Raw genomic sequence first — 19,512 nt, 5'->3', positions numbered from 1 at the left:
GTGGTAGCCCGGCGCGCCCTACGACCGAGTGCAGGTGTTGGCACGCGCGATTGCTTCGGCGACGGCCGCCTCGGGGGTCGCGGCGACGATGGATGATTCAACCGGGTTGCCGTCCGTGTCGAGCACCTGCCAGCCACCGATCGATATGACTGGCACGCCGCCGCGCCGATTCGCGAGCGCGAGTTCGGACAGAGTGCCCCAAGAACCGCCGACCACGATCACGGCGTCGGCGGACTCGATCAGGATCGAGTTTCGGGCCTCGCCCATGTTTGTGTACAGCACTGCCGACAAGTCCGGGCAGGCGTTGGCGCGGTTGGTATCCGGCCGGACGCCGATCACCAGTCCGCCGCCCTTCCTCACCCCTTCAGCGACGGCCCCCATAACCCCGGTCCCTCCTCCGCACAATACGGTGACACCGGCCTGCGCGAGGAGCTCGCCGATAGCGCGAGCGTTCTCGGTATCGGCGTCGGTGCAGTGGCGGGGACCGCAGACGGAAACCTGGAGAGGTGGCAAGGGTATTACTCCCGGGTGGTGTAGGTGGTGAAGACGTTAATCCGTTCGGGCTCTACGGGTGTGGTGGTCGATCGTCTGCGAGCTGTGGCACGCTGCTGTCCGAGAAGGCGGTGCGTCGCGCGTAGCTTCGGTCGACCCGCGACAGGTTCGCGGCAGGCACCAGCGCGTTGGTCGCCAACCTTGCGCGGCAAGGCGATTATCAAGACGCCGAGAGATAGCGAATACGCGCGGACAGCCCTTGCCCGGGAAGCATACGCGGCCATCAGCGCCCACGCGGTGACCGCGATGAGTGCCAATGCTGTTCCGCCGAGGACGAATCGGCGCGCCGGTGCCGGGGCGACCAACATCGGAATGACCGCCATGCCCGCAGTGCCGGCCGAGCGCATGACCGTGTGATTGACCGTCAGCAACCGCAGCCGCACTGGATGGTCGTGTCCGGCCAGTTGGGTACCGAGCGTGATCGAGATGAACGGGGATACGAACCCCGAGAGGCTCGCGAACGCGATCACCAGCGCCAGATTGTGCGCGGCACCGGTGGCCACCAACGACAGGCCCGACGCCGCCCATGCCGTGCAGAACGTTGGAAGGAACGCTGCCGGGCGCAGCCGTGCCGCCACCAAATTGCCGACCAGCGCTGCGGTGCCGGTCGCGGTGAGTACCCACCCGTAGGCGGCGGGGCCGGCGTCGAGTTGATGAGAAAGCAGAAGCGGCAACCCGATCGCGGGTAAGGCATTGAGAAAGAATCCGGCGGCGTGTACCGCGAACGCCGCCGCGAGCGCGGGCTGCGACCGCAGGATCGACCGCGCCGAAACCATCACGGCCGGAAGTGTTTTCACGTCTCTGCTGTCCGAGAACGACGCGTGGGGCGGGCGGGCCTCTGCAAGATAAGCCAGCGCGAGCACCGAGACCGCGAAGGTCACCGAGTCGGCGACGAACAACGCCGGCACCGGAACCAGCAGCAGCATTACTCCCGCAAGTGCCGGGCCCGCGATCCGCGCGATGCGGCCATTGAGATCCATCGCCGCCACCAATTCGGGCCGTTCCTCGTCATCGACGAGATCTGGAACCAGTGCACCGAGTGAAGGATCGAACAACGCCGCCAGCATGCCGAGCACGGCCGCGAGAACCAGAACCGCCGGCGTGCCACCGAGGGACCACAATAAAGGGGCAACAGCGACCAAAAGCATACGAGCGCAGTCGATCCCGGCCAGAAGACGGAAGCTCGCACAGCGCTGCAGAAGGCGGGCACCGAAACTTCCGATCAGGATGAACGGCACACTCTCGGCGATCGCGATCGCGCCCATCGTGACCGGCCCGGATCGCTCCAGCGCGAGCCACATGATAGCCAGTGCATAGAAGCGGTCGCCGAGAATACTCAAGAGCTGAGCCGTCCAAATCGCCAAGATTCGGGGGCGGCGTAGCAGCGTCAGCACAGCTGGGCAGGCTAGCTGCTCCGAACCGGCGGCCCCGCGCGGCACCGAAAAGGGGCGCGTCCACCAAAGCCGACTTATCGAGGCCTGGCGCCCGTCCTGATGATCGGCTCAGCGGGCCCGGGTCTCGAGGGCTGCGGCGACGGAATCGGCGACAGCCGCCATACCCGCATCGGTGGGGTGATAGGGAATGCCCTTGCCCGTCAACGGGTTCGGCAACTCGAAGCCGCTCACCCACGGCTGGGCGGAACACGCGGCGTGGTCGGTGCCGGCGCGAGCCAGTTCCGCGCCGGTCGCCGCCGCGGCCCGCGCCGTGGCCTCGACCAGGCCGTTATAGGTGCGTTCGAACGCTATCGCCTCGGCGGCGCTCAGCGGCACCGCGGCGCAAGTGGCCCCGTCGGGATCCAGGACGGGCAGATAATCGACCAGAACCACTGTCGCATTCGGTGCGAGAGCGCGCACGGCCGTGACCACCTCGGCAAGGCTGTGCTCGACCGCGTCGAAATCGGCTGCGGTGGGGGAGTTCTCGCGTGCCGTCCCGCACAGTTTCCCCGCGCCGATCGCGTGCAGGCAGCTCAGTGTGGTCAGGTCGCCGATGTAGCCGAGATCATTGCCTCCGACAGTGACGGTCACCAGTCGGGTGTCAGCGGTGACGGCGCGGATCTGCGGCGGAACCCGACCACCGCCGGTCGTCCGCTGCGACTCGCTGAGGATGTCGGATGTCGTTGCGCCGCTGCAAGTTACATCGACGAGCTCCATTCGGTAGCGGTCCGCCACTCGATGGGCGTAATCGGCGCTCGACCGCATGCAACCGGTGTCGATCAACGGCAGCAACCCGGGACCGGCGGCGTACGAACTGCCAAGCGCCACATAGGTTCCGCCCTCGCCGGGCGGATCTGCCGCCGCTACGACCGGAACGAAGCTGGTCAGGGTCAGCGCCGCCGTGATGGCGAGCATTCGGCGATGGCTCCGGGCGGTCGTTCCTCTGGTCGTCAATTCGCGTCCTCCTGCCGGTGCCATGCGGCCGGGCGAGCCGGCGCAAGGTCCAACCGCGCCTGACCGCTTCGCCGACTCTTCGGTCGCCCGAACGATAACAGTCGAGCGAAGGGGGAAGTTCGATCCGATCGTCAGGAGGACAATCGGATGTCGAAGGGGAGAACGATGCGCAGCCCATCCGAGCATTCGAGGCCGCCGCACTCGCGTCATCGAGCCGCACGACCCCACGCGCGGATTGTGGGCGGGGCATACAACCACCGCTGTTCGTCCTCCAATTCGGCGCACGCGGTCGCGATCGTCTCGGTCGAGACACCGAGCGTGACAAGCGCATCATGCGTCTGTGCCCACGTCAGGCTCCACATGCGCGCCATCGCCGAACCGCCCCGAAAGATCGGGATGTCCGCGTCGGCGGAGACCTGAACGAGCCCCAGTGCCTCCAACCGCGAGGGCAAATTCCGTGCCCACGACTGGTTCGCCCCCTCGATCTCGGTAGACGCGAAGGTCCGCCAGACTTCACCTAACGCTCCCGGCATCTCATCAAGTACGCCGAGACCGTTCCCCTCTTCCATCACAGCCTCTTTGCCAGCGCGATACCCCCCGGGTCATACGCCGCTCCGAGCAGCGCCAGCCGTTCCTCGGCGGAATCCCACCCGTTGGAGAGCGTGTAGTACGGATCCCGCGGTACCGAAGTCGGTGCGTGCCAGGTCATTCCAAGACGCTAGAGCCTCCGGCCCGGGACGCGCCAGGGTCTGAGCTGTCGGTCGCCGGGCGTATCGTTCGCCGGTATGCGTCCTGCTACTGCTGTTGTCGCGGAGTTGGTCGGGGGGATCGAGCCGTTCGATGAGGTCGAAAGGGGGCATATCGCAAGTACTTCGGAGTGGCTGCGGGCGACGGACGATATTTTCCGGCGGGCCAAACCGGCTACCCCGTCGCCGCATCTGGTGTCGTATGTGGTGCTGGTCGATCCTGGGGCGCGGGGAGTGTTTCTGGGGTTCCATCGGATGGCTGGGCTGCACTTGCCGATGGGCGGGCACGTCGAGCCTGGGGAGCATCCGTTGACTGCTGCTCGGCGGGAGGCGGTGGAAGAGCTGGGGGTGGAGGCGGTTTTCGATGTGGTGGGGGAACAGCCGTTCTTTCTCACGTGGACAACGACTGTGGGTAAGACGGCGGGACATGTGGATGTTTCGTTGTGGTACGTCATTCGTGGTGATCGGCGGCGGGAGTATGCGCTTGATCCGGTGGAGTTCGACGGGGGGCGGTGGTGGGATCTGGAGCCCGACGGGCTGCCGATGACTGATCCACATATGTCCAGGTTTGTGCGGAAGCTGGGAGAGTTCGCCACGTGTTGAGCGCATCGGACCTGCTGAAGAGTGTCTATGGGAGGCCTGGTCGCTGGGCTAGGCTTGGTGGTAGGAGTGCCGGGAAGACTGGTCGGCGACAGCGGTGATCGTTGCGTGAGGACCAGTGATGCGGATTCTTATCTCGGGGGCCGGTATTGCCGGGCCGACGCTCGCCTATTGGCTCAATCGGTGTGGGCATCAGGTCACCGTTGTGGAACGCGCGCCGGCGCAGCGTGTTTCGGGTGGGTATGCGGTGGATTTGTTTCGGCCTGCGCTGCGGATTGCCGAGCGGATGGGGGTTGCCGAGCAGATCCGAGCGCGGGCTACCGGGACCGACAGCCTTGTGTTGCATCGGACCGATGGCCGGCAGGTGAGCCTGGACCTGCGTAAACTCTTCTCGGCGCTGTCCGACGATCATGTCGAGATCATGCGTGACGATTTGAGTGAAATACTGCGCGCCGCGACACGTTCCGACGTGCGTTATCTCTTCGAGGATTCCATCGTCACGATCGGCGAGGACGGACAGGTCAGCTTCGAACACCATCCGGCGGAACGTTTCGAGGTGATCGTCGGTGCCGATGGGCTGCACTCGAAGGTGCGCACGCTGGTTTTCGGCCCGGAGTCCGAGTTCACCACCTGGCTCGGCGCGTACCTGGCCATTATTTCGATTCCGAACTACCGCGAGCTCGACGGCGTGATGGAGATGATCGTCGACGTCGGGCGGGGCGCGGGCATGTACGGCGCAGCGCATCTGGATGATGCCCGTGCTGGATACTTTCTCCGTCCGCCGCAGCAGCTGAACTATCACCATCGCGAAGTCGAACAGCAGAAAGAGTTGTTGCGCAGGCATTTCGGAGATCTGGGCTGGGAAGTGCCCCGGCTCCTGTACGAACTGGATCACACCGGATCCTTCTACTTCGATTCGATCACCCAGCTGCGCCTGGAAACCTGGTCGCGCGGCCGGGTCACCCTGGTGGGCGATGCGGCGTACTGCCCTGGTCCCGCCGTGGGCGGCAGTACCAGCATGGCGGTCGTGGGCGCCTACCTGCTCGCCGGTGAAATGGCCCGCCACCCCGGCGATCACCGCGCCGCGTTCGCCGCCTACGAACACGAAATGCACGACTATGTACAGCGCAGCCGTCGTTTCGCCGCGACCGCCGCGAAATCGCTCATCCCCGGTGGGCGCTTCGAACTCTGGGCGATGGTCAATGCCGTCCGCCTGCTCGGGATCCTGCCGGTAACGGTGAGCCGGGCGGCCGCGAAACTCGGCAATAACGGTGTGCGCCTGCACGAGTCCGTCGCGGTCAAGCGCTACAGCGAGCTCGGCGGCGACTGACGGGCGGCCGCCCGCACGCACTGTCTTGACCGGCGAAGATCATCCGGGCTGTTACTGTCGTGCACAGGAGGGCACTCATGGGGCTGAAAGATCTTGCGGCGCAGATGGATGGCGGCAACGCCAAGATGGCCAGGCTACTGGCACTGCCGGGCATAGGCTGGCTGCTGGGGCGCGGTTTCGTCGTCATCACCTATGTGGGGCGTCGCTCGGGCAAGACCATTTCCACGCCGGTGAACTACTTGCGGTGGCGGAAAAAGGTCTACATCGGGGTGGCGATGGCGGACAAGAAGACCTGGTGGCGGAACTTCCTGGGTGAGGGTGCGCCGATCTCGCTGCACCTGAACGGGGTCGAGCGGACCGGGTTCGCGGTCGCGCACCGCGGTAAGCGGCAGGTCACGGTGCGAGTGACGCTCGACGACAAAGCGTGATCCGGGAAACGGTCAGCGATTTTCGGTGTGGCGGCTGCTCCGCGGTGAAATCATGGACGGTGCAGGCGCTTTCGACGCACCGATGAGGCGGTTCACGGGACAGGGGGAATCATGACCGAAGGTGGCAATCCTTCCGCTGCCGCGGTGCACGGGCCGGTCAGCGGGCGGTACGAAGGCGCCGCGGTGGCGGCCCCGGCCAGCCGGCTCGAACTGCGGATCGATGTCGATGTGCGGTATTCGGCCGATTCGCCGGTGCTGAACCGGGTCAGCGGTGACCTCTTCCAGCAGGCGGCGGGTTCGCCCGGCACCTCGAATTATCTGGAGTCCTGGATCGTCGACGCGCCCGTGGTCAGCTGGGCCGAGGACAAGGCGGTCATCACCGGAACGGTCCGCTACTGGCACCGGTCGTCCAACCCGGCCACCGAGGTGCGGATCACCGTGCCGTGGACGAGTGGCGTCGTCGGCCCCGCCACGGTCGAATTCATCACGGGCGGAACGGCTTCGGTCACCTATGTCTGCGACTACCGGTCGGACGACTTCCGCGAGGTGCTGCTCGAACTCGATTACGCCGCCTCGGTGAACGTGGATCCCCATGTGCCGTCCTACGACACGTACAGCCACCCCACCCGGCCGGTGGATATCAGCCGCCGCACGCTCACCATCGAGAGCGCATACCGGGAGGCCGGTATCGGGGTGACCATCAACCCCGACCGCTCCGTAATCGACGACAGCGCAGCCGGTTTCGCGCGCTGGAGCCCCGCCGAACTGCACGATGCCATGGAGACCGCCTTCAGCCGTTTCCACAGCGCCTGGCCGTCCTGGAACCTGTGGGGACTGCAAGCGGGAACCTTCGACTCGCCGGGCGTCGGCGGCGTCATGTTCGATGCCGCCTCGGGTTTCGGCGGTGCCGGCCGCGCACCGGACCGGCAGGGATTCGCGGTCTTCCGCAAGCACAGCTGGTTCGACGATCTGGTGAACGTCCCGCAGAACCAGGCGCAGGCGCAGGCCATGCGGCAGTTCCTCTACACCTGGGTGCACGAGGCCGGCCATGCCTTCAACTTCCTGCACTCGTGGGACAAATCGCGCCCGAACGCCCTGTCCTGGATGAACTACGACTGGAAATACGACCAGCTCAACGGCGCGGACAAGTTCTGGGCGAACTTCCGCTTCCGGTTCGACGACCCGGAACTCGTACACGCGCGGCACGGCGATCGGGCAGCGGTGATCATGGGCGGCGATCCGTGGGCCTCGGGCGGGCATCTGGAGTCACCGGCGGGACGCACCGCCGCGGCCGGACCGGACCAGCCGCTGGAGTTGCTGCTGCGCGCGCAACCGTTCTTCTCCTTCATGGAACCGGTGGAGATCGAGTTCCGGTTGCGCAACCGGCTCGGCGTGCCCCAGCAGATCGATTCCCGGCTGGATCCGAAGTACGGCACCACCACCGTCTTCGTTCTCCAACCCGACGGCCGCACCGTGCAATTCGATTCGGTCATGTGCCTCTACGGTCTCCCCGAGCTGCGGGAACTCGCGCCCGCGACGGACGGCGTGCCCGGCACCGACCGCTACAGCGAACTGGTGCCGCTGACCTTCGGCCGCCGTGGATTCGTCTTCGACCAGCCCGGGCAGTATCAGCTGCGCGCCGTCTACTCGAGCGCTACCGGACAGGCCGTCTCGAACACGCTCGTGCTGCGCATCGGCCAGCCCGCCGATCCGGACCAGGACCGCTTCGCCGCCGAATTCTTCAGCCGGGAAGTCGGTTTGGCTTTGAGCTTCGGCGGATCGATGTCGCCGTTCCTGGCCTCCGGCATGGATGTACTGACCGAGGCGGCCGACCGGTTCGCCGCCCAGCCGCTCGGCGCGAAGGTGGCGACCACGGTCGCCCGCAGCGTGGGCCGCGACTTCTTCGGCCGTGAGATCACCGCCGACGCCGATCGCATGGTGCGCCGGCACCGAGCCGACCCCGCCGCCGCGCTGGCCGTCACCGAACCCGGCCTACAGCAGCTCCGCGACAGCACCGCGCCCTCGGCCAACCTGTCCTACAACAACCTGGTGACCTTGCGCGCCGACCTCCATGTCCGCAATGGCGATCCGGAACTAGCGCGCCAGGAGCTGACCACGCTCGCCGAGGACCTAGGGGATCGCGGCGTGAATACCAACGTGCTGCAGAACATTCAGGACAAGGCAGACGCCGTCGGCTGAGCTGGTTCGGGCTGCGACAGGTCTGGATCCCGGCTGAGAGCATGCCCCGGGCTGCGGCATGTGGCATCCGGATGACCCTATCGGGCATCGCGATAGCGGGTTCGGAATGCGGTCGCCCCCGGGTTGGATTCGCCTCGACACTTGCGCAATGCGGGGTTCGGTATGGCAGGGTGGGCAAAATAGTTCGTTAGCGTTCGGAAGGTTCTCGACTTGGATCTGCGATTGGGCCGCAGCAGGTTTCGCCGAATCCGGATCGCCGCCTTCGCATTACTGCTGGGCGCGGGCGTGCTCGGAACACCGGTGCCCGCCTCCGCTGCCGACGGGGCCGACCCCTATCTGGATCAGCTCGCCGAAGCCGCGGAAACGCCTGCGCTGCAATGGAACGACTGCGCGGACGGCTTCCAGTGCGGCACCGCGCGGGTGCCGCTGGACTATCACCAGCCGCGCGGCGATCAGATCGACCTCGCGGTCATCAAGCTTCCCGCGAGCGATCCGGCCCATCGCATCGGCACGCTGTTCGTGAATTTCGGCGGCCCCGGCGCCTCCGGCCTCGACCGGTTGCGGGAGCGAGCCCGCTGGCCGTTCCTGTTCTCCGAGGAACTGCGGGCGCGATTCGACATCGTCTCCTGGGATCCGCGCTCGGTCGCGAACAGCGCCCCGACCCGCTGCTTCCCGAACACCGAAGAGCAGCTGGCCTTCCTGACCGCCATGCCGGACATGCCCGTCGACACCGCCGGCGAGGCCGAGTTCTATGCGCGCAACAAGGAATTCGCCGACCGCTGCGCCCAACTCGCCGGCCCCATCCTGAACCACGCCTCGACCGCCAATACCGCCCGCGATCTGGATCTGCTGCGGCGCGCGGTCGGCGATCCGAAGCTCACCTACCACGGCATCTCCTACGGCACCCAGGTCGGCGCGACCTACGCCAATATGTTCCCCGGCCGCGTCCGCGCCATGGCCTTCGACGGCTCGATGGATTTCGAGGGCAGCGCGAACGGCCATGGGGAACAGGGCAAAACCCTGCCGCTGGACGCCCGCCAGGACGTCGCCACCGGCATCTCCCAGACCTTCGACGCCTTCCTGCGGCAATGCACCGCCGCCGGACCGAAATGCGCCTTCTCCGAGGGTGATCCGGCCTTGAAATGGCGGGTGATCACCGAGCGCGCCCGGATCGCGCCCATTCGCCTGGACGGTCAGCCCTACACCTACTCTGCCATTGTCAATGCGGCAGCGGAGCTTTCCCGCTCCTCCACCTATCCGGACCTGGCCGTGCTGTTGCAGGCCCTGTTCGACGCGGGTACCAAACTGCCCGGCATCCTGCCCATCGCCGACACCGCGAACTACACCGGCAATCGCACCGAGGCGTTCTACACCATCCAATGCGCCGACAGCGCCGTCCCGACCGACCTCGCCGCCTACAGCCGCGCCGCGATCACCGAAGAGCAGCGGGTGCCGTACTTCGGCCGCATCGGCGTCTTCGACACCATGGCCTGCGCCTTCTGGCAGGGCCATGACACCGACCGCTATACCGGCCCGTGGAATCGCCGCACGGCCGCGCCGATTCTGGTGCTCAACAGCCGTTTCGATCCCGCGACCCCGCTGGCGGGCGCCCAGGCCGGCGCGGCCCAGCTGGCCGAAGCCCGGGTGGTGGTGATCGAAGGCGCGGGCCACAGCAGCATGTACGTGCCGAGCACCTGTGCCGAACGCGTGAAAAGCGAATACCTGTTCACCGCCCAGCTGCCCGCCGCCGGCACCACCTGCGAGATCGACGGGTCGCCCTTCGGCTGACCCGGCGGTGAGCAACTCCACGGCGACCACCCCGGAGTTGGGGTCATGACCGCGGCCGATCATTCCGTAGGGTGATCGCTTGTGGTCGAGGCGCGTTCGATGGAGATGGCACGCTCGAGATCGACGCTGCTCGTACTCGCCGCCGGCGCCGTACTCGCGTCGACACTGTTGTTCACCACGGTCGATCCCTGGCTGGACAAGGCCGGGATCCTGGCCGGGGGATTGGACGCGCTGATCTACCGGGAAGCCTCGTGGCGGATCCTGCACGGGGAGTCGCTGTACACGGAGCCGACCGTCGGCGGGTTGCTCTACACCTATACACCGTTCTCGGCCCTCGCGTTCCTACCGGCGGTGGGGGTGCCCGCGTCCTGGGTGCCCCACATCGCGCTGCTGGCCGATCTCGGTGTGCTGTACGCGAATGTGCTGCTGTGCTGGCGCATGCTGGGCTACCGGATGACGCCCCGGCTCGCGGCGATCAGCGCCCTGCTCACCCTGTCCTGCGTATTCATGGAACCGGTGCGCACCACCCTGTTCTACGGGCAGATCAACCTCGTACTGATGCTGCTGGTGCTGTGGGACTTCTCGCGCCACGACGGCAGCCGATGGCGCGGGCTGGGGGTGGGATTGTCGGCGGGCATCAAACTCGTGCCCGGATACTTCATCGTGCAATTCCTCGCACTGCGCCAATGGCGTTCGGCAGCTACGGCGGTCGGCGTCTTCCTCGGCACCGTCGCGCTGGCCTGGATCATCCTGCCCGGCGATTCCCGCCGCTACTGGCTCTCCACCTTCTTCCAATCCGACCGCATCGCCGACGACACCGCCCCGGCCAACCAGTCGATCCGCGGCACGCTCGCCCACCTGACCGATGGCGCCGCGCCCCTGTGGTCGTGGGCCGCGCTCTCGGGAGTGGTTGTGCTGGTGAGTCTTTGGCTCACGCTCCGGCTCCGACGGCGCGGCGAGATCCTGCTGACCGTCACCATCGCCGGAATGACCGCGTGCGCGGTCTCACCGTTCTCCTGGGGCCACCACTGGGTGTGGTTCGTCCCGCTCTGCGTCCATCTCGTGCACCGCGCGCAGACCCGCCCGATCTGGTGGACGGCGGCCGTCGCGCTGTTCGTCTGTACCGGCGCGTGGGCCTACCGCTGGACCGAAAGCTATGCCTCCGTTGGCATCTTCCTGCTGCCCAAGCCCTGGCATTCCGAACCGATCCTGGAGAACGCCTACATTCTCCTCTACGCCGCCACACTGGTGTACGGGCTGTTCATCGCGCTCAATGGCAGCAGTGATCCGGCTCCAGACGGCAATAGCACGACGCCTCGATCGGCACGTCCGCCACGGCGGCAGCGAGTTTCAGCTGCTGCGCGATGATCTCGGCGGCCTCGGTCTTCCCGAGCCGCACCAGGCATTCGTGATAGCCGTGCAGGCTCCAGACGTTCCCCGGATGCTGTGCGGCCCGCGGCAGGGTGTGGTCCAGCCCCAGATCGGCGCGGTAGACGGCTTCGGCCTCGGCGACCCGCCCTTGCTCCAGCAGTAGCGCCCCGTAGGCGTGCCGGGTCGGTTGCATCCAGCCCCACGGCTCGTCGTAGGGCAGGTTGTCATCGAGTTCGATGGACCGGCGCAGCGCGTCGAAAGCCCTGTCGTACTCGCCCTTCCGATACAGCAGCTCCCCGTCCAGCATGGCGGCGGCGATGGCGAGGATATCGCGGCAGGTGTTGTTGAACAGCGTCCGGGACTCCGGCACCGCCGCCACCGCGGCGTGGAATCGCAGCTGCTCCGCCTCCGCCTCGGCTACGCGTCCGGTCGCCGAATACGCGACGCCCTTGGCGTAGTGCAGCATCGCCGTCGTCACGCAGTAGAGCTCCGGGTCCGCCGGCAGCGGCAGTTCGATGATCTCCGCCCACTTCCCGAAGCGGATGAACGCGTGCACCCGCATGGACAGGAAGCTCTCCAGCCAATCCGCCATCGGCGGGGACTGCACCCGCAGCAGCTCCTCCGGAATCGACTGCTCCAGCCGTGCAACGGTTTCCAGTGCGGTGGCCGATTGCCCGAGGAACATCGCACCGTAGATCTTGAAGTGATAGTTGTGCGCCCGGTAGAGCGTATAGAAGTTGATCCCGCCCGCCCGCCGCACGAACTTCTCGTCCGCGGCGATGGCGGCCGAATTCGCCGCCACCACACCGCGATAGTCGCCGCACAGCACATCCAGATGCGACGGCATATGCGCCAGATGACCGGCATCGGGTACCAGTCCGCGCAACCGATCCGCCACGGCCAGTGCGGATTCCGGCGTTCCCGACATCTCCATCAGATGGATGTAGAGGTGCAGCAGCCCCGGATGCGCCCGTCCCGCTTCGGTTTTCAGCGCCTGGTCGAGGATCGCCTTGGCTTCGAGCGTGTGCGCGCCCGCGGCCGGTTCCCCGCTGCGCTGATCCCACAGTGCCCACGGCGTCAGGTTCATCAGCGCCTCGGCGCACAGCGCCGCCACATCCAGATCATCGGGAAACCGCTTGTACACCAGCCGCATCGCCTCGGCATAGGACAGATTCCACAGCGACCCGTCCGCCTCGGGCGTAGCACGCGGATACCGGGCGGCCAGCGCCTGAATGAGCGCCCGCTCGACCGGAGTCGCGGAATCGGCCAGCCCCACGGCCTTTCGCACCGCCTCGTGCGTGTCCGCGACCGTATCCGCCAGTTCGATCGCGTCGAAGAACTCCCACGGCTTGTTGTAGTTCGGCCCCAGCGCGTACGCCACGCCCCAGTAGGCCATCGCGAACCCCGGATCGGCCGCCACCGCCTGCCGGAAACACCGCACGGCCTCTTCGTGATTGAAGGCGTAACTCCAAATCAGGCCCCGGTCGAACCACAGGCGCGCGGTATCCGAAGCGGTGGTGACGGGTCGCGCGTAGGTGCCGAGATCGTAGTAATCCGCGGTCATCGATCGATCGTGCCATGAATCGCGGTGATCACAACCGGTGTCCGCGACTACCGCCGCTCGCTAACGTGCTGGCGTGACCACTGAATCGACCATCGATGTCTCGCTGCATCCGCTCGACGATCCGGTCCGCACTTCCTTGCTCGGCGCGCACCGGCGATTCGCGGACTGGTCCGGCCGGATCGGTCGCTACGACCCGGAGGTCGCGCGGTTCGTGGGTCATCCGCCGGTCCTGGACGAACAGGATTGGGCCGATCTGGGCGCGCTGCTCGGACCGGGCGGCGCCACCGGCCTGCGCGGCGCGGGGCATGTGCCGCCCGCGGGCTGGACCGTGCTCGACGAATTCGACTCGGTCCAAATGGACGGCAGCGCACTGCAAGTCGCCGCGGATCCGGAGCTCGAGGTGCTGAGCGCCGCGAACGTGCCCGAGATCCTGGAGCTGATCGCCCGCACCGAGCCCGGACCGTACGCGCCCCGGACCATCGAAATGGGAACCTATCTCGGCTACCGCGTGAACGGCCGGCTGGTGGCGATGGCGGGGGAGCGGTTGCATCCGCCGGGCTGGACCGAGATCAGCGCCGTCTGCACCGACGCCGAATTCCGCGGCCGCGGCCTCGCCTCGCGGCTGATCCGCGCGGTCGGCGCGGGCATCCGGGAGCGCGGCGAAACCCCGTTCCTGCATGCCCTCGCGCGAAACACCAACGCCATCAGCCTTTATGAGACGCTCGGGTTCACCCTGCGCAAACGCTCGATCCTGACCATCGTCCAGGCTCCGCTCCCGGCCTGAGCCGCGCCGGGGCTCGAATCACACTCCCGCATGCCTTGATCGGCTTGCCAAGCACACGGGGCTTCCCCTTATGCTTAGGCTAACCTATCTAAGGAGACCCTCTCATGCTTCGCTCGCTCGTTGCCGCGTCGGCTGCCGCCGCTGCCCTGCTGATGCCGGCCACCGCCGCCATCGTCGCCACCGCCCCGGCCGCCGTCGCCGCCCCCGCGACCCCGTCCGCCGGTGAACTCCAGGGCAAGCTCCAGGCCGCGCTGAACGGCTCGAGCGCCGAGCTGGAGTCCGGCAACGGCAGCAACATCGCCGGTGTCGGTCAGGTCATCAGCCGCATCCCGGGCTACAGCTGGGATGTCTCCGGCCCGATCACCGTCGACGGCGACACCCTCTCGGCCACCCTGAACAGCCGTCTCGGCGACTACACCTTCCCGATCCCGGTGACCTGGAAGAACATCGGCGGCACCTGGAAGCTGTCGCAGGAGAGCGAGAGCACCCTGGTCAGCTACGCCAATATGGCTTGGTAGTTCGACAGCGCGTACGCCGAAGGCCCGGTCCGCTGGACCGGGCCTTCGGCTTTGCGCGAGCGTCACGGAGTGGCCGTCGGGAAGCGCCATCATGCGGCGACTATCCCGAAGCGACCTGCACCGAGACGTCAAAAGCCTCGCACCCGGGGGTGCGAGGCTCGAATCGACTCAGGGTCGATTAGATGACGCGGACATCCTGGGCCTGCGGGCCCTTCTGCCCCTGGCCGATCTCGAACTCGACGCGCTGTCCCTCTTCGAGGGACTTGAAGCCCGAGCCGGACACGGCGGAGTAATGGACGAAGACGTCAGGGCCGCCACCATCCTGCGCGATGAAGCCGAAGCCCTTTTCGCTGTTGAACCACTTCACACTGCCTTGAGCCATTGCTTACTTCATTCTTTTCTGTAGGTGAGCCAAGCGGATCACTTCGATAGCTCGGTCTCTGTAGACCAGACTGCCTTGTTACGACGATTTCGTCGCTATCCGAGTGGCTAATTGTGAGCCAATCTACTCTAACGGATGGACGTGACGCCGTATTGGGGCCGCATGTCGCGCTCCGGGCGTGTCGCAGTAGTTGATCACCCGATGGGTGAGCGCATCGGGCATCGAAGTGAGTATCCGAGACATTGGAACGCTCAGTGCGGCTGCCTAGCGTTGCTCAGGTGACTACTTCGCAACGTCTTGCGCTGGCCGTGCTGTCGGCGGCAATGCTGATGACGATCCTCGACGGCAGCATCGTCACCGTCGCCATGCCCGCCATGCAACGCGATCTCGGGTTCAGCGCGGCCGGGCTGAGCTGGACGGTGAACGCCTACCTGATCGCGTTCGGCGGCCTGCTGCTACTGGCCGGGCGGCTGGGGGACCTGATCGGCAAGAAGCGGCTGTTCCTGGCCGGGAACGCGATCTTCACGGCCGCTTCGCTGGCGGCGGGACTCGCTGCCACCCCGGGTGAGTTGATCGCCGCACGCTTCGCCCAGGGGGTCGGAAGCGCGCTCGCGGCGGCGGTGGTGCTGGGCATCCTGGTCACCCTGTTCACCGAGAGCGGCCCGCGAGCCAAGGCCATCGGGGTCTTCAGCTTCACCGGGGCCGCGGGCGCGTCCATCGGGCAGGTGCTGGGCGGTGTCCTCACCGATACGCTGAGCTGGCACTGGGTCTTCTTCATCAATGTGCCGATCGGACTGGCCACCATCGCGCTGGCGGTGCGGGCGTTGCCGGACGACAAAGGGATCGGACTGGCCGCCGGAGCCGATGTGCTGGGCGCGGCGCTGGTGACCTCGGGCTTGATGCTGGGCATCTACACCGTGGTGCAGATCGCCGAGTCCGGCTGGCTGGCCGCGCGCACGCTGGTGCTGGGCGCGGTGTCGCTCGCCCTGCTGGCGGCCTTCCTGATCCGCCAGCACCGGGCTCGGACGCCGCTGCTGCCGTTGCGAATCTTTCGCTCGCGCAATGTGTCCGGAGCCAATGCGGTGCAGATGCTGACCCTCTCGGCCATGTTCGCCTTCCAGATCATCGTCGCGCTGTACATGCAGAAGGTGCTGGGCTACAGCGCATTACAGACCGGCTTGGCGATGCTGCCGGCCGCGGTGGCCATCGGCGGGGTGTCGCTGTTCGTGTCCGCTCCGCTGGGTGCCCGCATCGGCACGCGCAATGTGCTGATCGCCGGATTGGTGCTGCTGCTGATCGGCATGGTCTGGCTGACCCGGCTGCCGGTGGCGGCCACCTACGCCGTCGATCTGCTACCCATGATGGTGCTGATCTCCGGGGGCGGCCTGGTGCTGCCGGCGCTGACCACGCTGGGCATGTCCGGAGCCAAGGCCGATGACGCCGGGCTGGCGTCCGGGCTGTTCAACACCACCCAGCAGATCGGCATGGCGATCGGTATCGCGGTGCTCTCCACGCTGGCCGCCTCGCGCACCGGAACCCGTTTGGCCACGGGCGCTTCCGAAGCGGCCGCGCTGACCAGCGGATACCGTCTCGCCTTCGCGGTGGCCGCCGCACTGCTGGCACTCGCGCTGCTGGTCAGCGTCACGGTGCTGCGTCGTTCGGAGCCGGTCGCGTCTCACCAGGCGGACGTTGTCGAGCACGCTTTCTGAAGGCTCGGTAGGTTCGAGGTGTATTCGATCGACAGACGGGCCGCGCCAATGGGATTGCCATCCGAGTTCCTCGAAATCGCCGAGCGCGTGAACAATTGGGGTCGCTGGGGCGGCGAGGACGAGATCGGCACCCTCAACCTGATCACCGACGAGGTGGTGCGGGCCGCCGCCGCGACGGTCCGCACCGGGCAGCGCGTCCCGCTGGCAGTCCCGTTGCACCAGAACGGCATTCAGACCGGCATGATCCCCGGCCGGGTGAACCCGCTGCACACCATGGTCGCGGTCAACTGGGAGATGTTCGGGGCCGGAACGGTCGCCACCAGCGACGACACCGTCACCATGGGCCTGCAAGCCGGGACCCACTGGGACGCGCTCACCCACGTCTCGCACTCCGGCAAGATCTACAACGGCCGCCCCGCCGATTCGATCACCGCCCACCGCGGTGCGGCCTTCTCCGGCATCGACAAAGCCCGGCATCTGATCTCCCGGGGCGTCCTGCTCGATGTGGCGAAGGCGCGCGGAGTCGAACGACTCGCGCCCGACCACGCGGTGACGCCCGAAGACCTCTATACCGCAATGGAATTGGCCGGGACCGAGGTCCGCGCCGGCGATATCGTGCTGGTCCGCACCGGCCAGATGCAGCTCTATCTGGCGGGCGACCGCACCGCCTACGCCATGCCCGCGCCCGGCCTGTCCATCCGCTGCCCGGAATGGTTCCACGCCCGCGATGTCGCCGCCGTCGCCAACGACACCCTCACCTTCGAAACCTTCCCGCCCGAACTCGAGAACGGCTGGCTCGCGGTGCATGCCCTGCATCTGGTCGAGATGGGCATGCTGCAAGGCCAGAACTGGAATCTGGAGGAACTGTCGCAGGTCTGCGCCGGGGAATCCCGCTACGAATTCCTGCTATCCGCCACTCCCGAACCCTTCGTCGGCGCGACCGGGACTCCGGTGGCCCCGGTCGCGATCTTCTGAGCTGGAAAGCCGTTGCGTCAGTTCGAGATCGACTTCATCCAATCGATGACCGCCTGCTGATAGTCGACGGTATTGCGGGCCAGGTTCACCGAATGGCCACTACCGGCCAGCACGAAGGTGCGCAGCCGCGCGGCCTGACCGAAGTACTGCGATTCGGCGGAGTGCAGGGTCGCGCTGTCGGCGCAGATGGCGAAGCCGGTGCCGCAGGCCAGCCGGTCCTTGCTGCCGTTGACCAGCATGACCGGCACGGTGATATTCGCCGAGGGGCCGGGCAGCGTGTACACCAGACCGTCGGGATACTCACTGAGGGAGAAGGTTTCCTTGGTGGCCTCGTCCAGCGCGACCACCTGCGGATCGAAATTGCCGGTGCCGAAGAAATCCTGTTCCCGGGTGCCGGGGCGGGTGGTCAGATAGCCGGCGTCGAGACCGCGTCCGGCGAAGACCGGATCCTCCACGGCCTGATGGTATGTGCTGATGACGCCCAGCACATCGGCGATGCTCAGGGCGTGTGAATAACCGGTGAGCAGTACGCCGTCCACATCGTGATAGGTGGTGGCCTCCTGCACCGAGGTGCTCGAGGTCAGCGAATGACCAGCGATGACAACCCTGGCGAAGGGGGCGTTGCCGGCCAGTCCGGCGCGCAGGCCCTGCACGATGGTGTGCTGGGCCTCCGCGGTCGCGTTGGCCGTCAGCGACAGGCTCAGCGGCCGGGTGCTGCCGCCGTTGCCGAGCCGGTCCGCGGTCAGGGTCGCGAATCCGGCCCGGTTCATGGCCTGGCGGAAGTTGTACGTCTCGGGCTGATACGACCAATCCCAGTACGTGGCGTTGTAATTGGAGCCCGACATCAACACCATGACGGTGTCGGCGGACCCGCCCGCGGGGAGGCACAGGGTCGCGGCGATGGTGCCCTGCGGCACCGGAACGGCGATGTCCTGACAGCCGCCGGAGTTCGCGGCCGGAGCGGCCCGCGCGGTCAGCGGAGTGACTGAAAGCAGAACTGCCGCCGCGACGGCGGCCAGGGCGCGGACCGATATCTGCACGCGATGAACTCCCTCGGGGATGGTCAGGCGTTCTCTGGCGAATTACGATACCGCACAGAAGGATCGGACGAATGCGATCTACGATGCACGGTATGAGCGCGCGAATTGTGCATTTCGTGGGCAGTTTTCCCGCCGCGAGCACCGATGACGCCATGCGGGCGATGCTCGACGGGGCGGGCGGTCTGATGCGGACCTTGCCGACGGGGGAGACGCGGCGCTACGAGTGGTACATCCTGCCCATCATCGATGATCTGGTGAAACAGGGTGCGCTCGAGGTGCGCAAGTCCGGAACCTGGAACACGCCCCGGGACCGCGACCGGTATCGGGTGCCGCGGGGAATCGAATTGACCGGCGACATGATGGCACTGCCCTACCCGAGCGAGACCGAGGAGGCGCTGCCGGTGTTCTCCGGATTGCGCACGGCGCGCGGGCTGCCGGAGTTGTCCTTGCAGATCGGGATGCCGACCGATTTCACGCTGGCGCTCGTCGCCCTGGGCATCGGGGGTCTGCGATCGCATCGGAAAGCGTTCCGCGATGCCACCGTTCGCGATATTCACGCGGTGCGCGCGGCCGCCGGGGATGACGTGGTGGTGCAGCTGGAGGCGCCCGGTGAAATGGTGGTGATGGCGAAAACTCAGCCGTTGCATCGGCGGGCGGAGGCGGCGCTCGGGCTGGCCCGGGGCATCACCGAATTGGCGGCGGCGGCACCGGAGGGGACGCGGTTCGGGGTGCATCTGTGCGTGGGCAGTATGCGCAACAAGGCGGGAGCCCAGCTGCGGGATACCCGGCCGCTGGTCTGCCTCGCCAATGCCATTGCCCGGCAATGGCCTTCGGGGCGGCGGCTGGAGTTCGTGCACGCTCCGCTGGCCGCGGGCGAAATCCCGCCGCCGGAGCGGCCCGAGTTCTACACCCCGCTGGGTGAGCTCGAGCTGGGGCCGGACACCCGGTTCCATGCCGGGTTCATCCACGAAACCCCCACTGAGGCAACGCAGGTGGAGACCCTGGGGATGATCGAGGCCGCGCTGGGCCGACCGGTGGATGGCGTGGCCAGCGCCTGCGGTCTGGGGCGGCGGCCCCGGCCCGTCGCCGAGGCGATGGTGGAGCGGGCCGCGCTGCTCGCCGTCAAGTAGGCTGAATAC

The 19,512-nt window shown here is 66.9% G+C and carries 19 protein-coding genes; 11 read left to right on the top strand and 8 right to left on the bottom strand.

Going from position 1 to position 19,512, the window contains the following annotated elements:
* Nucleotides 1-18 precede the first annotated feature (18 nt).
* The 5 genes from NI1_RS21600 to NI1_RS38080 all read right to left on the bottom strand — a co-directional run bounded on the left by NI1_RS21600 (nucleotide 19) and on the right by NI1_RS38080 (nucleotide 3,648).
* Nucleotides 19-513: an SLOG cluster 4 domain-containing protein gene (locus tag NI1_RS21600; protein WP_084523507.1), complete on the bottom strand. Its 495-nt coding sequence runs from the start codon at nucleotides 511-513 to the stop codon at nucleotides 19-21.
* A 5-nt stretch (nucleotides 514-518) separates the two neighbouring features.
* Complete coding sequence (locus NI1_RS21595; RefSeq protein WP_067823740.1) at nucleotides 519-1,946, bottom strand: MFS transporter; 1,428 nt, start codon at nucleotides 1,944-1,946, stop codon at nucleotides 519-521.
* A gap of 108 nt (nucleotides 1,947-2,054) precedes the next feature.
* A complete protein-coding gene (locus NI1_RS21590; RefSeq protein ID WP_067823738.1) occupies nucleotides 2,055-2,900 on the bottom strand; it encodes an SGNH/GDSL hydrolase family protein in 846 nt (281 codons plus the stop codon).
* A gap of 245 nt (nucleotides 2,901-3,145) precedes the next feature.
* Nucleotides 3,146-3,508 carry a hypothetical protein gene (locus tag NI1_RS21585; protein WP_067823735.1) on the bottom strand — a complete coding sequence of 121 codons (363 nt, stop codon included), beginning with the start codon at nucleotides 3,506-3,508 and terminating at the stop codon, nucleotides 3,146-3,148.
* Nucleotides 3,508-3,648: a hypothetical protein gene (locus NI1_RS38080; protein ID WP_157535246.1), complete on the bottom strand. Its 141-nt coding sequence runs from the start codon at nucleotides 3,646-3,648 to the stop codon at nucleotides 3,508-3,510. The genes NI1_RS21585 and NI1_RS38080 overlap by 1 nt, the downstream gene beginning before the upstream one ends.
* 76 nt (nucleotides 3,649-3,724) lie before the next feature.
* Here NI1_RS38080 and NI1_RS21580 point away from each other — a divergent pair, with 76 nt between their 5' ends.
* From NI1_RS21580 to NI1_RS21555, 6 genes are all read left to right on the top strand, one after another.
* Nucleotides 3,725-4,288 (top strand): NUDIX domain-containing protein, encoded by a 564-nt coding sequence (locus tag NI1_RS21580; protein WP_067823734.1) that lies wholly within the window; start codon nucleotides 3,725-3,727, stop codon nucleotides 4,286-4,288.
* 118 nt (nucleotides 4,289-4,406) lie between these two features.
* The gene (locus NI1_RS21575; RefSeq protein WP_067823731.1) at nucleotides 4,407-5,615 is read left to right on the top strand and encodes an FAD-dependent monooxygenase; all 1,209 of its coding nucleotides are present in this window, start codon (nucleotides 4,407-4,409) and stop codon (nucleotides 5,613-5,615) included.
* A gap of 77 nt (nucleotides 5,616-5,692) precedes the next feature.
* Nucleotides 5,693-6,043 (top strand): hypothetical protein, encoded by a 351-nt coding sequence (locus NI1_RS21570; RefSeq protein ID WP_067823728.1) that lies wholly within the window; start codon nucleotides 5,693-5,695, stop codon nucleotides 6,041-6,043.
* A gap of 111 nt (nucleotides 6,044-6,154) precedes the next feature.
* Nucleotides 6,155-8,242 (top strand): hypothetical protein, encoded by a 2,088-nt coding sequence (locus tag NI1_RS21565; protein WP_067823726.1) that lies wholly within the window; start codon nucleotides 6,155-6,157, stop codon nucleotides 8,240-8,242.
* Nucleotides 8,243-8,452: 210 nt separating this feature from the next.
* Complete coding sequence (locus tag NI1_RS21560; RefSeq protein WP_067823723.1) at nucleotides 8,453-10,030, top strand: alpha/beta fold hydrolase; 1,578 nt, start codon at nucleotides 8,453-8,455, stop codon at nucleotides 10,028-10,030.
* A gap of 99 nt (nucleotides 10,031-10,129) precedes the next feature.
* Nucleotides 10,130-11,398 (top strand): glycosyltransferase 87 family protein, encoded by a 1,269-nt coding sequence (locus NI1_RS21555; protein ID WP_245663339.1) that lies wholly within the window; start codon nucleotides 10,130-10,132, stop codon nucleotides 11,396-11,398.
* Here NI1_RS21555 and NI1_RS21550 read toward each other — a convergent pair.
* Nucleotides 11,301-12,965, bottom strand: coding sequence for a tetratricopeptide repeat protein (locus NI1_RS21550; RefSeq protein WP_067823717.1), 1,665 nt, complete (start codon nucleotides 12,963-12,965; stop codon nucleotides 11,301-11,303). The two genes, NI1_RS21555 and NI1_RS21550, sit on opposite strands and share 98 nt — an antisense overlap.
* A 73-nt stretch (nucleotides 12,966-13,038) precedes the next feature.
* Between NI1_RS21550 and NI1_RS21545 the strand changes: the two genes are divergently transcribed.
* Nucleotides 13,039-13,749, top strand: a complete 711-nt coding sequence (locus tag NI1_RS21545) for a GNAT family N-acetyltransferase (protein ID WP_067823714.1) — start codon at nucleotides 13,039-13,041, stop codon at nucleotides 13,747-13,749.
* 104 nt (nucleotides 13,750-13,853) lie between these two features.
* Entirely contained in the window at nucleotides 13,854-14,267 is a 414-nt protein-coding gene (locus NI1_RS21540) for an MTB12 C-terminal domain-containing protein (RefSeq protein ID WP_067823711.1), read from the top strand.
* 178 nt (nucleotides 14,268-14,445) lie between these two features.
* Here the strand turns inward: NI1_RS21540 and NI1_RS21535 are convergent, their stop codons facing one another.
* Nucleotides 14,446-14,649 carry a cold-shock protein gene (locus NI1_RS21535; protein ID WP_067721414.1) on the bottom strand — a complete coding sequence of 68 codons (204 nt, stop codon included), beginning with the start codon at nucleotides 14,647-14,649 and terminating at the stop codon, nucleotides 14,446-14,448.
* A 278-nt stretch (nucleotides 14,650-14,927) separates the two neighbouring features.
* Here NI1_RS21535 and NI1_RS21530 point away from each other — a divergent pair, with 278 nt between their 5' ends.
* Nucleotides 14,928-16,358 (top strand): DHA2 family efflux MFS transporter permease subunit, encoded by a 1,431-nt coding sequence (locus NI1_RS21530; RefSeq protein ID WP_067823708.1) that lies wholly within the window; start codon nucleotides 14,928-14,930, stop codon nucleotides 16,356-16,358.
* 48 nt (nucleotides 16,359-16,406) lie between these two features.
* The gene (locus NI1_RS21525) at nucleotides 16,407-17,333 is read left to right on the top strand and encodes a cyclase family protein (RefSeq protein ID WP_067823706.1); all 927 of its coding nucleotides are present in this window, start codon (nucleotides 16,407-16,409) and stop codon (nucleotides 17,331-17,333) included.
* A 17-nt stretch (nucleotides 17,334-17,350) separates the two neighbouring features.
* Here NI1_RS21525 and NI1_RS21520 read toward each other — a convergent pair whose 3' ends face one another.
* Nucleotides 17,351-18,373 (bottom strand): alpha/beta fold hydrolase, encoded by a 1,023-nt coding sequence (locus NI1_RS21520; RefSeq protein WP_245663338.1) that lies wholly within the window; start codon nucleotides 18,371-18,373, stop codon nucleotides 17,351-17,353.
* Between the two features lie 92 nt (nucleotides 18,374-18,465).
* Here NI1_RS21520 and NI1_RS21515 point away from each other — a divergent pair, with 92 nt between their 5' ends.
* Nucleotides 18,466-19,503, top strand: coding sequence for a hypothetical protein (locus NI1_RS21515; protein ID WP_067823953.1), 1,038 nt, complete (start codon nucleotides 18,466-18,468; stop codon nucleotides 19,501-19,503).
* Nucleotides 19,504-19,512: the final 9 nt, after the last annotated feature.

Origin of the sequence: Nocardia inohanensis NBRC 100128 (assembly GCF_001612945.1) — a bacterium.
GTDB lineage: Bacteria > Actinomycetota > Actinomycetes > Mycobacteriales > Mycobacteriaceae > Nocardia > Nocardia inohanensis.
This window is presented reverse-complemented; position numbering and strand designations above follow the sequence as displayed.